The sequence below is a fragment of the Rhodococcus sp. M8 genome (genome assembly GCF_015654185.1).
Lineage (GTDB): Bacteria > Actinomycetota > Actinomycetes > Mycobacteriales > Mycobacteriaceae > Rhodococcus > Rhodococcus aetherivorans.
In genome coordinates, this window is sequence record NZ_CP064065.1 from 5,072,851 (window position 1) to 5,087,985 (window position 15,135).

At 66.5% G+C, this 15,135-nt stretch carries 14 protein-coding genes; 8 read left to right on the forward strand and 6 right to left on the reverse strand.

Features of this window, described 5'->3' with window-relative positions; genetic code table 11:
• Positions 1-46: 46 nt before the first annotated feature.
• Both ISO16_RS23050 and ISO16_RS23055 read right to left on the reverse strand, forming a co-directional pair.
• On the reverse strand, positions 47-1,198 hold the full coding sequence (locus ISO16_RS23050; protein ID WP_072634459.1) for an acyl-CoA dehydrogenase family protein: 1,152 nt from the start codon (positions 1,196-1,198) through the stop codon (positions 47-49).
• A 52-nt stretch (positions 1,199-1,250) separates the two neighbouring features.
• A complete protein-coding gene (locus ISO16_RS23055; RefSeq protein ID WP_006936272.1) occupies positions 1,251-2,420 on the reverse strand; it encodes an aromatic ring-hydroxylating oxygenase subunit alpha in 1,170 nt (389 codons plus the stop codon).
• A 164-nt stretch (positions 2,421-2,584) separates the two neighbouring features.
• On the opposite strand from ISO16_RS23055, the gene ISO16_RS23060 reads away from it, so the two are divergent.
• The 3 genes from ISO16_RS23060 to ISO16_RS23070 all read left to right on the forward strand — a co-directional run bounded on the left by ISO16_RS23060 (position 2,585) and on the right by ISO16_RS23070 (position 6,086).
• The gene (locus tag ISO16_RS23060) at positions 2,585-3,571 is read left to right on the forward strand and encodes a GNAT family N-acetyltransferase (protein WP_072634460.1); all 987 of its coding nucleotides are present in this window, start codon (positions 2,585-2,587) and stop codon (positions 3,569-3,571) included.
• 174 nt (positions 3,572-3,745) lie between these two features.
• Positions 3,746-4,570, forward strand: a complete 825-nt coding sequence (locus ISO16_RS23065) for a mycofactocin-coupled SDR family oxidoreductase (protein ID WP_006936270.1) — start codon at positions 3,746-3,748, stop codon at positions 4,568-4,570.
• Between the two features lie 19 nt (positions 4,571-4,589).
• Positions 4,590-6,086: an aldehyde dehydrogenase gene (locus ISO16_RS23070; protein WP_072634461.1), complete on the forward strand. Its 1,497-nt coding sequence runs from the start codon at positions 4,590-4,592 to the stop codon at positions 6,084-6,086.
• 130 nt (positions 6,087-6,216) lie between these two features.
• Here ISO16_RS23070 and ISO16_RS23075 read toward each other — a convergent pair whose 3' ends face one another.
• The 3 genes from ISO16_RS23075 to ISO16_RS23085 all read right to left on the reverse strand — a co-directional run bounded on the left by ISO16_RS23075 (position 6,217) and on the right by ISO16_RS23085 (position 8,644).
• Positions 6,217-6,879: a TetR family transcriptional regulator gene (locus ISO16_RS23075; protein ID WP_044475956.1), complete on the reverse strand. Its 663-nt coding sequence runs from the start codon at positions 6,877-6,879 to the stop codon at positions 6,217-6,219.
• Between the two features lie 86 nt (positions 6,880-6,965).
• Positions 6,966-7,829 (reverse strand): alpha/beta fold hydrolase, encoded by an 864-nt coding sequence (locus ISO16_RS23080; protein ID WP_072634462.1) that lies wholly within the window; start codon positions 7,827-7,829, stop codon positions 6,966-6,968.
• Positions 7,830-7,852: 23 nt separating this feature from the next.
• Positions 7,853-8,644, reverse strand: a complete 792-nt coding sequence (locus ISO16_RS23085) for an SDR family NAD(P)-dependent oxidoreductase (RefSeq protein ID WP_029541674.1) — start codon at positions 8,642-8,644, stop codon at positions 7,853-7,855.
• A 112-nt stretch (positions 8,645-8,756) separates the two neighbouring features.
• Between ISO16_RS23085 and ISO16_RS23090 the strand changes: the two genes are divergently transcribed.
• The 5 genes from ISO16_RS23090 to ISO16_RS23110 all read left to right on the forward strand — a co-directional run bounded on the left by ISO16_RS23090 (position 8,757) and on the right by ISO16_RS23110 (position 14,451).
• Positions 8,757-9,719 carry a PDR/VanB family oxidoreductase gene (locus tag ISO16_RS23090; protein ID WP_083662401.1) on the forward strand — a complete coding sequence of 321 codons (963 nt, stop codon included), beginning with the start codon at positions 8,757-8,759 and terminating at the stop codon, positions 9,717-9,719.
• A gap of 44 nt (positions 9,720-9,763) precedes the next feature.
• Positions 9,764-11,167 carry an MFS transporter gene (locus ISO16_RS23095; protein WP_072634570.1) on the forward strand — a complete coding sequence of 468 codons (1,404 nt, stop codon included), beginning with the start codon at positions 9,764-9,766 and terminating at the stop codon, positions 11,165-11,167.
• A 124-nt stretch (positions 11,168-11,291) separates the two neighbouring features.
• Positions 11,292-12,809 (forward strand): class I adenylate-forming enzyme family protein, encoded by a 1,518-nt coding sequence (locus tag ISO16_RS23100; protein WP_072634464.1) that lies wholly within the window; start codon positions 11,292-11,294, stop codon positions 12,807-12,809.
• Positions 12,810-12,837: 28 nt separating this feature from the next.
• A complete protein-coding gene (locus ISO16_RS23105; RefSeq protein ID WP_029541682.1) occupies positions 12,838-13,680 on the forward strand; it encodes an enoyl-CoA hydratase-related protein in 843 nt (280 codons plus the stop codon).
• 114 nt (positions 13,681-13,794) lie between these two features.
• Positions 13,795-14,451: a TetR/AcrR family transcriptional regulator gene (locus ISO16_RS23110; RefSeq protein ID WP_006936256.1), complete on the forward strand. Its 657-nt coding sequence runs from the start codon at positions 13,795-13,797 to the stop codon at positions 14,449-14,451.
• Positions 14,452-14,501: 50 nt separating this feature from the next.
• On the opposite strand, the gene ISO16_RS23115 is transcribed toward ISO16_RS23110, so the two are convergent.
• On the reverse strand, positions 14,502-15,095 hold the full coding sequence (locus tag ISO16_RS23115) for a TetR/AcrR family transcriptional regulator (RefSeq protein ID WP_050034675.1): 594 nt from the start codon (positions 15,093-15,095) through the stop codon (positions 14,502-14,504).
• Positions 15,096-15,135 lie beyond the last annotated feature (40 nt).

Below are 15,135 nucleotides of genomic sequence, written 5' to 3' on the forward strand. Positions count from 1 at the left end.
GAAGGGGACCCGATTCGATCGGGTCCCCTTCCTCGTGTGCCGGGACTCAGGCCTTCATCAGATCACGATGGATGATCTCCTTCATGATCTCGTTGGTGCCGCCGTAGATCCGCTGGATCCGGGCGTCGATGAACGCCTTCGCGACCGGGTACTCCATCATGTAGCCGTAGCCGCCGTGGAACTGGAGGCCGGCATCGATCACCCGGCCCTGCAACTCGGTGGCCCACAGCTTCGCCTTGGACGCGTCGACCGCGGAGAGCGTGCCCTTGTTGTACTCGCGGACACAGCGGTCGATGTACGCGCGCGAGACCTCGACGGCCGTCTGCAGTTCGGCGAGCGTGAAACCCATCCCCTGGAACTCGCCGATGCGCTTGCCGAACGCGGTGCGTTCCTTGACGTAGTCGAGTGTCCAGCTCATGACGGCCTCGGCGGACACCTGCGCGGCGATGCCGATACCGAGCCGCTCGAGTGGAAGGCTCTGCATGAGGTAGCCGAAGCCCTGCCCCAGCTCGCCGAGGATGTTCTCTGCGGGGACGCGGACATCCTCGAAGAACAATTCGGCCGTGTCCTGAGCGTGCAGACCGACCTTGTCGAGCTTGCGGCCGCGGGAGAACCCGGGCGTTCCGTCTTCCACGACGAAGAGGCTGAACCCGTGCGAACCGGCTGCAGGATCGGTCTTGGCGAAGACGATGACGAGGTCGGCCAGGATGCCGCTCGTGATGAACGTCTTGGACCCGTTGAGGACCCAATGATCGCCTTCGCGCACCGCGGTAGTCGTGATGCCGCGCAGGTCGCTGCCGGCGGCCGGTTCGCTCATCGCGATCGCGCCGATCGTCTCGCCCGTGACGAATCCGGGCAGCCACCGCTGCTTCTGCTCGTCGGTGGCATGGCGGAGCAGGTAGTTGAGGACGATGTCGTCGTTGGTCGAGAAGCCGGACTGCAGCGCAGATGCGCCCACCCGTGCGATCTCGGACTGGATCACGACGCGGAAGCGGTAATCGAGCTCGCCGGGCCCGCCGTACTGCTCAGGGACGCTCAGGCCCAGCAGCCCTTGCTTACCCGCAGCGAGCCAGGTTTCCCGGTCGATGAGCCGATCAGCGTCCCACTTCTCGAGGTTCGGGACGACGTGTTTGTCGACGAAGCTCCGCACGGAGTCGCGAAACAGTTGGTGGTCGTGTTCGAAGAGATCGCTTTCCATGTAATTCTCCTGATGCGGGGCGCCCGCAGGCGCCCCGCTGTGGTGTTCGGTGTCAGTTCTCGCCGACGAGTTTCTGGATCTCGCGGCGGAAGACCTGGTTGGCAACCTCGTTGCGGCCCAGGAGCATGTTGCCGGCGTTCGCGCTGTCCATGGCGACCTGCGAACCACGCAGGATCGGGAAGTCCTCGTTGTGGAGGACCGCGATCAGGATCTCGACGTTCTTGTCCCAGATCCGATTCCAGCGCTCCTCGGTCATGCCGCTGTCTTCGAGCGTCGGTGCGATCAGACGGATCTCCATGTGGCAGCGCTGCGGATCGCTCCGGTGGGGGCGGAAGGTGAGCAGCTGGAAATGGTCGGGCTGCTTGAGCAGGGTGCTGTTGGGACCCACCAGGTGGCTTTCCGTCACGTGCTCGGCGAGGCTGCGATCGCCGGGGTCTTCCTCGATCCACCGGTCGATGGTCTTGCGGAGATTGAGGAACCGGCAGTGATGTCCGAAGTCCTCGAAGGCCATGACGTTGGTGTGGATGTGCTTGGCGGCGGTGTTCGGGTGCGCGTACTGGATGTGGTAGCCGTCGAGGAACGCGTCCTGCATCAGCTTCCAGTTGACGGGCTCGTCGAAGCGCTGAACTCGGGTAGTCACCATTTTGTCCATGCCGTATGACCCCATGATCGAGTCCATCTCGGGGCCGAGCCAGTCTGCGACATCGATGGTGGCGTCGGCGTCGTCGACAACCCAGACGAATCCGTGACGTTCCTCGGTCGGGAGTTGCACGAGGTTCCGTTCGGAACGGTCGGCGTCACCGAACGTGTTGTCGCGTGTGATGGTGCGCAGCGCGCCGTCGGTGTCGTAGGACCAGCGATGGTACGGGCACGAGAACAGGCGGCAACGGCCCTTCTCCTCCTTCTCGACCATCGCGCCGCGGTGACGACATTGGTTCACCAGGGTTTTGACGCTGCCGTCGCGCTGACGGACGACGATGACATTGTTCCGCGGCAACTGGAGGGTGACGAAATCGCCCGCGCGGGGGATCTCGGAGCCGTGGATGATGATCGACGGAACCCGGCCGAAGACACGCTCGCGTTCGAGCTTGGCGATCTCCGGATCGGTGAACTCGACGGGTTCGAACCACGTGACGTGCTCGAATTCGTCGGTGGTGTCGTTGCGCAGATGGTCGAGAGCGCGGCGAATGCGTTCCTCGCGGGGAATTCCGACCTCTGTCATGGCTGCCCTCCAGGCGGTGGTTCGGATCGATGACGCTAAATCTAACTCAAGTAGTTTTAAGTGTAAACCCCGGACCGGTTGCGGGTGGCGCTTCGGCCGTTGCGGCCCTATACCGATCGGCATTAGATTTATGAGAACTGACCCGCAGATGAGGAGCGAACAGGATGATCTCGTATCAGTGGTGTTCGGAACTGGATTCCGGCGATCGGGACGAGGTGCTGGCTCTTGTCGCCGCGGCCGCCGAGTACGACGAGGAAGCCGGGTTCTCGCGGATCCACCCCGGTGATGTGACCTCGACGAGTCGCGACGGCGTCCGCGTCTCCCATCTGCCGATCAAGGCGCGCAAGGACCTGAGCGCGCGCGACGACGCGCCGCTGGTGATTGTGGCGTACCTGCACCTGCAGGTGGACGGCGAGGGGCTGGGTACCGTGCAGTTCGTCGTCCATCCGGACTACCGGTCGCGCGGTGTGGCCACGATGCTGGTCGAGGAGATCGGCCTGGGCACGACAGCGGACGGCGGCTGGGAGCGCACCGGTGCGGTGGCTCTGCGCTGCTGGGCGTACAGCACGCACCCCGCGTCCGAACGTCTCGCGCGACGGTTCGGCATCCCGGCGGTGGGCAGGCTGTGGACGTTGTTCCGCCACCTGTCCGGCCCGTTCGCGATCCCGCTCGACGAGGTCGCGGCGCCCGAGGGCATCACGACGGGCGACGCGCGTCCGCTCGGTGATCCGGCGGTGTCGCGGGCGATCGACGAGGTGCTGGGCGCGGCGTCGCTCGTACCGGCGCAACGCGAGCGCCTCGCCGACGAGATCCGCCTCGGTTCCGGCAATGTGCTGGTCGCAACCGACTCTTCGGGAGCGAAGGTGGGGTTCGTGTGGTCCGATCCGGCGCTGTCCACCCACCTCGAGTTGGATGCGGCGTCGGTCCGGGCGCTCGTGCTCACGGAGACCGCCCGCGGGGCGGGCCTCGGGATGACGCTCCTCACGATGGCACTCGGGGCCCTGCGCGACGCGGGGGCCCAGATCGCCCTGATTCGTATCGACCCGGACGACGCGGGGGCGGTGCGCATGTGCCGGTTGATGGCATTCGAGCAGGAGGGGGAACATTCCTGCTACCAGGTCGGCGAGTGGGCCGAGGCGCCCAGCTTCTGAGTCCGCCCGGGTGAGACGAGCGACGAATCTTGTCCGACGTTGACCTAAAGGGCTTAGGCAACTACCGTCTGTGGTGCGCCTCACACTGATGTGTGGGTCCCCAACTTCACTACGTTCCCACGCACGGGCGCTTGCCCGCCCGGAGCTGGGGCGTGCAATCGGAGGAGAACACTCATGGGTCGACTCGAAGGCAAGGTCGCTTTCATCACCGGTGCGGCGCGAGGCCAGGGGCGCTCGCACGCCGTCCGGCTCGCCGAAGAGGGGGCATCCGTCATTGCGATGGACATCTGCGACCAGATCCCCACGGTCTTCTATCCGATGGCGACCAGCGACGACCTTGCCGAGACCGAGCGCCTGGTCAAGGAGGCCGGAGGCTCAATCGTCGCGTCCATTGGAGACGTCCGCAACATCGAGGATGTCCAGCGGGCCTACGACGCGGGCATCGCACAGTTCGGCAAGGTCGACATCGTGCTGCCGAACGCCGGCATCATGCCGGTGATCGGTCCCGGTGAACAGCGCCAGGCATGGCACGACGCAATCGACACCATGCTCACCGGGGTATGGCACGTGCTCGAGGTGACGGTGCCGCACCTCGTCGAACGGGGGGAGGGCGGGTCGATCATCATCACGAGTTCTGCGGCCGGCCTGACGAGCATCGGGCTGAACACCCTCCCCGGTCAGGTCGGGTACAGCGCCGCCAAGCACGGTGTTGTCGGTCTCATGCGGATCTACGCGAAACAGCTTGCCCCGCACAGTATTCGGGTGAACACTGTGCACCCTACCGGCGTGAACACGCCTATGGTGGCGAACGCGGAGTACGGCGAGTTCGTCAACTCCCATCCCGAGGTTGCCGCCGACGAGTCGTACAAGAACCCGATGCCGGTCGAATTGATCGAGGCCGTCGACATCAGCAACGCGATCGTCTACCTCGCCTCCGACGAGGCTCGTTACGTCACCGGTGTCACGTTCCCGGTCGACGCCGGCTACAACATCCGCTGAAGCGAAGGAGCTTTCACATATGACCACCACCGAAGCCTCGACGGGTACCACCCCGTCGATCGCCGACCGAGAACAGGTTTTCATCGGCGGCCGCTGGGTCGATTCGACCGGCGGCGAATGGGTCGACGTCGTCGACTCGTTCACCGAGGAGAAGGTCGCGCGGGTGCGCACCGCCACGGTCGAAGACGTCGCCAAAGCGGTTGCCGCAGCGCGTGAATCGTTCGACAAGGGCGAGTGGTCGTCTCGCAGCATGGCAGAGCGCGCCGATGTCGTCGACGCCATCGCCGACCGCCTCGAACGGCGGGTGGACGAGCTCACCCCGATCGGGGTCATCGAGGTCGGCGTGCCTGTGAGCGTCAGCCGGCCGACCCAGGAGATGGTCGGCGGGTTGTTCCGTGCGGTGGCCGCGGTGGCCCGCACGTTCGAGACCACCGAGGAGCGTCCGCGCGCAGCGGGCGGTGTCTCGCGCATCGTGAAGGAACCGACGGGCGTCGTTGCCGCGATCATCCCGTGGAACGGCCCGGTCGGCACGATCGCGTTCAAGCTCGCCCCGGCGCTGGCCGCGGGCTGCTCGGTCGTGCTCAAGACCGCACCGGAGGCACCGCTCTCGCCGTCGGTGTTCGCGGACATCATCGCCGAGCTGGTCGCGGAAGGTCGCATTCCCGAGGGGGTCGTCAGCGTGCTGTGCGCAGACCGCGAGGTGTCGGAGACGCTCGTGACCAACCCCGACGTCGACCACGTCACCTTCACCGGCAGCACCGCGGCGGGCCGGCGCATCATGTCGCTGGCCGGCGAGCGCATCGCGCGTGTCTCGCTCGAACTCGGCGGCAAGTCCGCGGCGATCATCCTCGACGACGCCGACATCAACCACGTGGTGCAGACGCTCCCCATGGGGGGCTGCATGCAGTCCGGTCAGGCGTGCATCGCCCTCTCGCGCGTGCTCGTCTCCCGCAAGCGTCACGACGAGGTGCTCGAGGTCCTGAAGGCCGCGTATGGCGCGTTGCCGATCGGCAACCCGTGGGAGCCGACCAATTTCCTCGGCCCGCTCGCGTCGAAGCGTCAGCAGGATCGCGTCCTGGGATACATCGACATCGCGAAGGAGGACGGCGCGAGGGTCGTGCTCGGCGGCGGTCGACCGGAGGGATTCGACAAGGGCTTCTTCGTCGCACCGACACTGCTCGACAACGTCGACCCCGACTCCCGGATCGCGCAGGAAGAGGTCTTCGGTCCGGTCATCTCGGTGATCACCTACGAAGACGAAGAGGACGCCATCGCGATCGCCAACAACTCGATGTACGGGCTGTCGGGTGCGGTGTACACGGAGGACATCGACCACGGGTTCGAGGTTGCGCGGCGCATCCGCACCGGCACCATCAGCGTGAACACCGCGACGATGGACTTCACCCTGCCGTTCGGCGGCTATAAGCAGTCCGGCGTGGGCCGTGAGGGCGGCCTCGAAGGTCTCGAGGAGTTCTTCGAGATCAAGACCGTCCACATGCCCGCTCCGGCCCGGTAGGACCGACGACGACGCCCCGCGATTCGATCTGCGGGGCGTCGTCGTTGCGTCGTGGGTGGTCGTACGACTGCCGAACAGGTCAGTGGGCCGACACGCTCAGTGGGCCGACACGCTCAGTGGGCCGACACGCTCAGTGGGTCGACACGCTCAGTTGGCTCTTGTCCGCGATCTCTACCTGAGCGTTGCGCACCACGCCGTGGAGGAAGCTGCGGATCATCTCCTCGAACAACTGCCGGGAGGTCATCTCGTTCTCGGCGAGAGCCCGCGCCAGCAGCGGCTGTGACTCCGGGTCGACGTTCGGGAAGATCGTGTTCTTCGTACTCGGCTTGCGCATCGCCTCGGTGAGCACTGCGCCCAGCGTCAAACGCTCCATGCCGTCGAGAATCTGGACGTGCAGGCGGGCCGGCACGCCGGACTCCTCCAGGAATCGGGCAGTGTCCTCGTAGGTGCCGATCAGCAGATCACGCGGAAGATACTGGAGCAGGATCGGCGCGGCATTGCGGTGCTTGAGGATCGACTGACGCAGATTCATGCTCAGCGTCACGAAGTACTCGGGCCAGTCCGGGCCGGGCCTGCGGCGTGGCAGGGTGCCGGCGCCGGCAATCTGTCGCGCGACAGCCTGGAGGATCTCCGACTTGTCGGCGAAGTGGTGGTAGAGGGAGGGCGCCCGTACCCCGAGGTGCTTCGCCAGCCGCGGCAGGCTGAAGGCATCGAGTCCCTCGGAGTCGATGATCTCGATGGAAGCCGCCACCGCGGACGCGCGACTGATGAGAGGCTTCGACGGTCGGGCCATCATCTACTTTCAGCTCGTGCGGTCCACCGGGCGGGTCTGCCCGGCGGGTGACCTATAGATGCTATCTGTTCCGGTCCGGCCGGTGGTTACGCCGTGAGGACGGCCTCGTCGAGGAACTCGACCAGGCCGCGGCTCAACACGTCGTTGTCGTCGCCGCCCACCATGTGCCCGGCACCGCCCACGTCGATGTACCGCGCCCCGGGGATCAGTTCCAGGAGTTCGCGCGCACCTTCGATACTGACGACGTCGGACTGGGCACCACGAATCAGGAGGGTCGGAACCGCGACGGCGCGCGCCGCGGCCCGGGCCCGCTCCTCGCGCTCCGCGGCAGCATCCGGAAGGTTCGTCCGATGCGACAGCATCCGCGGATCCCAGTGCCAGTACCAGCGACCGTCTCGCTCGCGCATGTTCTTACGCAACCCCTCCACCCGCGGCGGACGGCTCCGGTGCGGGTTGTACGCGATCACGGCGTCGAGCGCGTCGTGCAGGCTGTCGAAGCCCGCCAGTCCCGCGCGCATGAATCCGGTGATCTTGGCCAACCCCTCGGGTTCGGCCTTCGGGGTGATATCCACCAGCACCAGCGCGCGGGAGAGCCCCGGATTGTCTCCTTCGGCGACGAGTGCGGCCATACCGCCCATCGACGCTCCCACGAGCACCGGTGGCTCACCGAGTTCGTCGACGATCGTGCAGATGTCGCGCGCGTGTGCGTCGGAGCTGTAGTCGCCGTCGTCGGCCCATCCGCTGTGGCCGTGCCCGCGCGCGTCGATCGCGTATGAGCGCCATCCTTGTTCCGAGAGGCGGATTCCGCTGCGCTGCCACGAGTGCCTCGTCTGCCCGCCGCCGTGCAACAGCAGGACGGTCCCCTTCCGCTCGGACGCGGGCTCCCAGACATCGGCGACCAGGGAAACGCCGTCGCCCCGAAGTGTGGTCACGGTGCTGGAGATCGTCATCGTTTCGCCCTTCGTCGTCGGAGTCAGTGTCCGGAAGTCCCACCGTCGACGGCGAGCGTCGACCCGGTGATGTAGCCGGAAGCACGGCTGGCGAGGAACACGACGGCGGCGTCGATCTCGCGCTGCGTGGCGGTGCGACCGAGTGAGCAGCCGCGCAGGAACTCCTCGAGGGTATCCGACGACATCTCGGCGATCAGGTCGGTCTCGACGAAACCCGGCGCGATCGCGTTCACGCGGATCCCTTTTCGCTGCGACCACTGATGGGACAGATCGCGGGTGAGGCCGACGAGACCGGCCTTGCTCGCGGCGTAGGCGGCCTGGGGGAGAACCGACTTGACCAGCCCGAGCATGCTCGCGATGTTGACGATGCTCGAGCCCGGCTTCATCACGCGTCCGCATGCTTGCGCTGCCCAATACGCGCCGAGCAGATTCACGTCCAGCACGGAGCGGAAGTCCTCGGGTCGCTCGCGCGTCGCCGGTGCGGAATGGGTGACGCCGGCGTTGTTGATCAGGATGTCGAGCCGACCGAACTCGGCGACCGTCGCCCGGGCGAGGGCGTCGCACTGCTCGGGGTCGGTGACGTCGGTGGGGACGATGAGGCAGCGTCGGCCGGTGGCCTCGATCGTGGGGCCGACGGCGTCCAGCTTCTCGCGACGGCGTGCGGCGATCACCACGTCCGCCCCGGCCTCCGCGAGGGCGCGCGCGAACCCTGCTCCGAGGCCGCTGCCGGCGCCCGTGACGACGGCGACGGACCCGTCGAGCCTGAAGAGGTCGAGGATCGAGCCGGTGTCGTGTGCGGTATCTGTCGAGGTCATGTGGCTGCTCCCGGTCCTGCGTGTCATGAGGTTCGTCTGCGGGCCTTGCGTCCCTTAAAACTAATTACTTAAGATTAGAGCGTAGGTGATGTCCAGGGGAACGGAAACACTGATGGCCGGAAGCACCGATGTGGAGCAGGGCAAGATGCAGGTGATCGGCAAGGACGCACTTGCAGACGGCGTAGTGGCGGTGCGGTTCGCCGATCCCGACGGGGGGACCGTCCCGGCATGGGAACCCGGATCGCACATCGACGTCATCATCGACGAGTCGACGGTCCGGCAGTACTCGCTGTGCGGCGACCCGGCCGACGACACCTGCCTGACTGTGGCGGTCCTCCGCGAGGAGAACGGACGCGGCGGATCGCGGTGGATCCACGACTCGCTGCAGGTCGGCGACCTCGTCAGCATCGCCGGCCCCCGCAACAACTTCAGCCTCGAGCCCGCGCAGTCGTATCTCTTCGTCGCGGGCGGAATCGGCATCACGCCGCTACTTCCGATGGTGCGGGCGGCCGACGCGGGCGGCGCCGACTGGACGCTCCTGTACGGCGGACGTACCCGCGCGAGCATGGCTTTCGCGGACGGCCTCGTCGCCCGGTATCCCGGCCGGGTCGAGCTCCGGCCTCAGGACGAATGCGGGCTCCTCGACCTGGCGGCAGCGCTCGACGCCCTCGGGGACGGCACCGGTGTCTACTGCTGCGGGCCGGAACCACTGCTGCACGCCATCGAGAACGAGTGCCGCAACCGCTCGGGTGTCACCTTGCACGTCGAACGGTTCGCCGCGAAGGAGCGGCCGGCCGACGCCGTCGACGGGGCATTCGAGGTGGAACTCCGGCAATCGGGCAAGACGATCACTGTCGACTCGGGCGAAACACTGCTCGACGCGGTGCTCCGCTCGGGCGTCGATTCGCCGTTCTCGTGCCGCGAGGGAACCTGCGGTACGTGCGAAGCCACTGTGCTGGAAGGAATTCCGGATCATCGCGACTCCGTCCTCACCGAGGACGAGCAGGCGGAGAACGACTGCATGATGATCTGCGTATCCCGCAGCTGCACCCCCAAGCTCACTCTGGATCTGTAGATCGGCCCATGGTGACCCTCCGTCCCGCCACTGCGCGAACGCGTGTGCGCACACCTGCCGTCTCGCCCGGTGTGCTGATCCCGGCGCTCTGCTTCGTCGTGATGATCACCTCGGTCATGCAGACCGCCGTCGTGCCGCTGATGCCCGATATCGCGGCGCAGCTCGGGGTGGGTACGAATGCGGTGGGATGGATCGTCACCGGGAATCTTCTGACGGCCACCGTCTGTACGCCGCTGCTGGGCAGGCTCGCCGACCGACGTGGACCACGAAAAGTGCTGCTGGGCATCCTGGGAGTGGTGCTCGTCGGTTCGTTGCTGTGTGTCGCGTGGGACTCGTTGCCGGTACTCATCGCCGGGCGAGCCCTGCAGGGGACGTCGTTCGCGCTGTTTCCGATCGGCGTCGCTGTGCTGCGCAGCGCTCTCGGGCCGTATCGGCTCACGGCGGCGCTCGGCATCATGTCGGGAACGATGAGCGTCGGCGGCGGTGCGGGAATGATCGCCGCCGGACTGCTGTACAGCGACGGCGACGACTATCGTCGCGTGTTCTGGCTGCTGGTGGCGCTCGCGGTGATTGCAGCTGCACTTGCGTGGGCGGTCGTTCCCGGTTCGCCCGGTTCCGGGACCGGATCCGGATCCGATCTCTGGTGCGCGGTCGGGCTCGCGGTCGGCCTGTCCGCACTGCTTCTGGCGCTCGCGCAGGGCGGGACGTGGGGCTGGGTGTCCGTGCCGACGATCGGTTGTGTCGTCGCGGGTGTGCTCGTGCTTGCCGCCTGGTACCGGCACGAGCGGCGATCCGATGCGCCGCTGGTGGCCCCAGCCCTCCTGACCGCACGTGCGGTGGCGCCCGCTCACCTTGCCGCGTTCCTCGTGGGAATCGCGATGTTCGTACAGTTCCTGGCCACAGCCGTGTTCGTGCAGGCCGCCCCAGAGGAAGCGGGGTTCGGGTTCGGTGCTTCGGTGCTCGAGACGAGCCTGCTGTACCTGCTGCCCGGGCAGGTTGTCGGCATCTCCGCGGCTGCGGTGAGCGGGTTTCTCGTGCGGAGGTTCCGCGCCGAGCGGGTGCTGATGGTGGCGTGCGCTATCGGCGTGTGTGGGTTCGCATTTGTCGGGTTCGCCCACGACCGCCCGTGGCAGGTGATCGTTGCGGTGGCGGTCCTCAATGTTTTCGTCAGCGTTGCCTACGGCGCCCTGCCGGCAATGCTCGTCGAGCATGTGTCGCTGCACGACACCGGTGTTGCGAACGGCATCAACGCCATCGCACGGACATTCGGCAGTTCGCTGGCGAGCGCGCTGGTGGGGATGCTCCTCGCGACGATCACGATCGCGGGTGCCGACATTCCCTCCGAGCGTGCGTTTGTGGCCGCATTCGTGATCGGCGGTGTGGCCGCGCTTGCCGCCGGGTTCGTCGCCGGTGCGAGCCGCCCTTTGCAATTTACAAAATTTGATTGACGTCTCATGAGTGAGCCTATAGCCTGAGGTGTACGCGATATGAGGACCCGCGCTCCTCTCGCGCTGAAAATTCTTGTACACAAAACAGATTCGTATTCTCTCGGTCAAGGAAGGCAAGGGACACATGGCTGCCACCGTCGGCTCGGCCCTGTATTGGTGGGCGAAGACCAAAGGGGAACAGAACGCGATCATCGTTGCCGGTGAGGCTCTGACCTACCGTGAACTCCAGGACTGGTCCAGCCGCGTCGCTCGTGAGATCGTCGACCGGGGCATCAAGCCGGGTGAGCGTGTCGGAGTGCTCGGCCCGAATTCGGTGACGTGGCCCGTGGCGGCACTCGGCGTACTCAAGGCCGGTGCGGTGCTCGTCCCGCTGAATCCCCGGTTCAAGCCGGCGGAACTCCGCAAGGTCGTCGATGACGCGGGTGCCGTCCTGGTCATCGCGCCGGAACAGTTCTCCGCAACGGTCGCCCAGGCGCGTGACCTCGGCGATCCCTTCGACACGTTCGGGTTCACCGACATCGCGGCGCTGCGGGAAGGGGAGCGCGACGACTTCCGCGTCGACCTCGCGCCCGACGACCCCACAGCACTTCTGTTCACCAGTGGCTCCACGGGGTTGTCGAAGGGCGTCATCTGCACCAATCGGACTCTGCTCAACATCGTGTTCGAGGCCACCCTCACCGAGGAAGGCTTCCGTCCGGGTTCCACGTCGCTGCTGGTGTTGCCGCTCGTGTTCACCCCGGGCCTCGTGTGGGGGCTGGTCATGTCCACGGTGCTCGGTGGCACGCTCATCATCGAGAAGGAACTCGATCCCGGTCGTGCCGCGGCACTGCTCGGTGAGCACAAGGTGCAGGCTCTGTTCGGGGTTCCGCTGATCTTCGAAGCGATCTCGCGGTCGCCCGAATTCGAGAAGGCCGACCTGTCGTCGCTGCGCACCGCGATCGTCGGCGGCGCGGCAGTCGCACCGGCCCTGTTGAAGCGGTGGGCCGACAAGGGCGTCGCGCTGCGTCAGATCTACGGCATGACCGAAGCCGGCGGGGTCGCGACTGCGACTCTCGTCTCCGAAGCCTTCGACCACCCCGACACCTGCGGGTCCGGCTCGATCTTCACCGAGACGAAGGTGGTCCGCACCGACGGCACCGACGCAGAGCCCGGCGAAGAGGGGGAGATCCTGCTGCGGGGACCCGGCGTGACCCCCGGCTACTGGAACGATCCGGAGTCGACGGCGTCCGCGTTGCGCGACGGCTGGCTGCACAGCGGGGACTTGGGCACCCTCGACGAGGGCGGGCGCGTCAAGTTCGTCGACCGCCTCAAGGACCTCATCATCACCGGCGGCATCAACGTCTCGCCCGTCGAGATCGAGCGTGTCATCAGTGGGATCCCGGGTGTCGAGGAGGTCGCGGTCATTGCCGCGTCCGACGAGCGTTTCGGCGAGACGCCCGCGGCGATCGTCACTGTGAAGGACGGGGTCGACGCGGCAACGATCGTGGAATACTGCGACCGTTTGGTCGCCGACTACAAGGTTCCGCGCTACGTCGTGATCCGGGACGAGCCGCTGCCCCGGCTCCCCAGTGGCAAGCTGTCGAAGACGGCGATCCGGTCCGAGTACCGGGACGTCTCCGAACGATTCGACAAGGTGCGCTGACGCACCCGTCGCGCAGAAAGGAGCCCTCGTGGCTCGGACCGGAACCGACGACGCGGTGATCCTCGAGCGGCACGGAGAGATCGCCGTCGTGCGCTTGAACCGTCCCGATCGGCTCAACGCGTTCACCAATGCGATGTGCTACCGGCTCATCGAGATCTTCGACGAGACCGACACCGACGACGAAGTACGCGCGGTTGTGCTCACCGGAACCGGCCGCGCGTTCTGCGCGGGCGCCGATCTCGCCGCAGGCGGCGACACGTTCGTCCTCGGCGACGATCCGGAGACCGGTGGAGCCCCCGCCGACACGGGTGGTCAGGTGACGCTGCGGATCTACCGTTCCCTGAAGCCGGTGATCGCGGCGATCAACGGGCCTGCAGCAGGCGTCGGCGTCACGATGACACTTCCGGCCGACATCCGCATCGCCTCGGATACGGCCAAGTTCGGTTTCGTGTTCACTCGCCGCGGCTTGGTGCCGGAGGCATGCTCGACGTGGTTCCTCCCGCGGGCGGTCGGAATCTCCACCGCCGTCGAATGGACGGTCGGCGGGAAGATGGTGCCGGTCACCGAAGCTCTCGACCGGGGTCTGGTACGTGAGGTCGTGCCCGCCGATCAGGTACTGGATCGCGCACTCGAGGTCGCCCGGGAACTGGTTTCGGGCACGTCGCCGGTATCGGCGGCACTGACCCGTCAGCTGATGTGGCGGATGCTCGGCGCGTCGGAACCCGAGGTTGCGCACCGCGCCGAGTCGATCGGCATCTATGTCCGGGGCTCCTCCGACGACGTGCGCGAAGGTGTCGACGCCTTCCTCGAAAAACGTGACCCGAAGTTTCCTGATCGCGTCTCGGATGGACTGCCGGATCTGTTCGAGTGACACTGGTGCCGCGTCGGACGCTCCGTGCCACAGTCGCGGGCCCGATGCTTGACAATGGTCATTACTTGTATCATTGCCCGTAGGAGTCGGTGAGGACGAGTTCGGGGGTGCGACATGGCGCGACGGCGGGCGAACGTCCTCAGTGAGAACGCAGAGGTGGCGCGAGGGCAGATACTGAAGGCTGCCGAGTCGATGTTCCAGCGGTACGGCCTCTCGAAGACCACGATGGACGACATCGCCAAGGAGGCCGGCGTTTCGCGGCCGACCGTCTACCGCTACTTCGGTGACCGTGACACGCTGATCACGGCCTTGATCGAGTTGCGGTCGCGCCGGCTGTTCGACAAGGCTCGTGCGTTCCTGAGGGAACGGACGACGTTCGCGGAGCAGATCGTCGACGGCCTGATCTTTCTCGTCGACCGTGGTCGCCACGATCCGATCGTCCGCTTGATCGTCAGCCCCGAACACATGGACATGGCGACGGCTCTGATCGGCAGCACCGGACTGGCGGTCCGGCTGACCCAGGAGATGTGGGCGCCGCTGCTCGACGAGGCCCGCGAACGAGGTGAGATCCGCGAAGGCCTCACCGACGAGGAGATCTGCCAGTGGATCGCGCTGGTGCAGCTCATCCTGGTCGGGCGGATGGATTTCGGCTCCGAGGGGGACCCGGAAAACAGACGGATGCTCACCAACTTCCTGCTTCCGGGAATCGTGACGGAGGAGGCGGCGGAACAGCTGCGGTCCGGTGGGGCAGCTGCTACTCCGACCCACTGAAGATCGCGGGTACGGAGTGGTAGACCCCGGACGCCGAACCGGGTAATGGCTCAGCGCGGCAGCGGAGTCACCCCCGCCGCCGCGAAGGCTCCCGCGACCACGTTCTCGTAGATGCGGTCGAGGTCGAGTTCGTCGCCGAGGAAGCCGCTGCGCACGATCGTGGCGAACCCGTGCATCGCGGTGAACAGGCTCACCGCAGCCTCGAGCGTGTCCTCCTCCGGCACCCCGCAGGAGGCGAGCATCGAGCGGAGCGCCCTGTTCGCGTCGAGGGCCGCCGCGATCAGGGCGCTGCGCTCGATCGGTTCCGTCGTCAGCGTCTGGTAGCGGTGCGGATGCTCGGCGGCCCACGCACGATGCGCATCGATCAGGGTGCGCAGGCCCTCCGGCCCGCTGCGCCCCATCGCCACCTCGCGCAGCCGCTCACCGAGGTCGGCCATCGTCCGCACCTGGATCTCGCCGCGGACGTCGTCGAGACCACGGACGTGGTTGTAGAGCGAGGCGGTGACGATGCCGAGGCGGCCGGCGAGGGTGCTCATCGTCAGCTGCTCCCAGCCCGACTCGTCCACCGCCTCCAGTGCCGCCTCGATCACCTTCTCGCGGCTGAGGTTTCGACGGCGCATCGGCCTCTTCTTCTCGGTTTCCATCCGCCCATCCGACGGATCTTCCATTTCAAACGAATATGTG

What these genes read in the sequence shown, in the direction of transcription:
- ISO16_RS23050 (WP_072634459.1), bottom strand. Translation starts at nt 1,198, where the DNA reads ATGGAAAGCGATCTCTTCGAACACGACCACCAACTGTTTCGCGACTCC.
- ISO16_RS23055 (WP_006936272.1), bottom strand. Translation starts at nt 2,420, where the DNA reads ATGACAGAGGTCGGAATTCCCCGCGAGGAACGCATTCGCCGCGCTCTC.
- ISO16_RS23060 (WP_072634460.1), top strand. Translation starts at nt 2,585, where the DNA reads ATGATCTCGTATCAGTGGTGTTCGGAACTGGATTCCGGCGATCGGGAC.
- ISO16_RS23065 (WP_006936270.1), top strand. Translation starts at nt 3,746, where the DNA reads ATGGGTCGACTCGAAGGCAAGGTCGCTTTCATCACCGGTGCGGCGCGA.
- ISO16_RS23070 (WP_072634461.1), top strand. Translation starts at nt 4,590, where the DNA reads ATGACCACCACCGAAGCCTCGACGGGTACCACCCCGTCGATCGCCGAC.
- ISO16_RS23075 (WP_044475956.1), bottom strand. Translation starts at nt 6,879, where the DNA reads ATGGCCCGACCGTCGAAGCCTCTCATCAGTCGCGCGTCCGCGGTGGCG.
- ISO16_RS23080 (WP_072634462.1), bottom strand. Translation starts at nt 7,829, where the DNA reads ATGACGATCTCCAGCACCGTGACCACACTTCGGGGCGACGGCGTTTCC.
- ISO16_RS23085 (WP_029541674.1), bottom strand. Translation starts at nt 8,644, where the DNA reads ATGACCTCGACAGATACCGCACACGACACCGGCTCGATCCTCGACCTC.
- ISO16_RS23090 (WP_083662401.1), top strand. Translation starts at nt 8,757, where the DNA reads ATGGCCGGAAGCACCGATGTGGAGCAGGGCAAGATGCAGGTGATCGGC.
- ISO16_RS23100 (WP_072634464.1), top strand. Translation starts at nt 11,292, where the DNA reads ATGGCTGCCACCGTCGGCTCGGCCCTGTATTGGTGGGCGAAGACCAAA.
- ISO16_RS23110 (WP_006936256.1), top strand. Translation starts at nt 13,795, where the DNA reads ATGGCGCGACGGCGGGCGAACGTCCTCAGTGAGAACGCAGAGGTGGCG.
- ISO16_RS23115 (WP_050034675.1), bottom strand. Translation starts at nt 15,095, where the DNA reads ATGGAAACCGAGAAGAAGAGGCCGATGCGCCGTCGAAACCTCAGCCGC.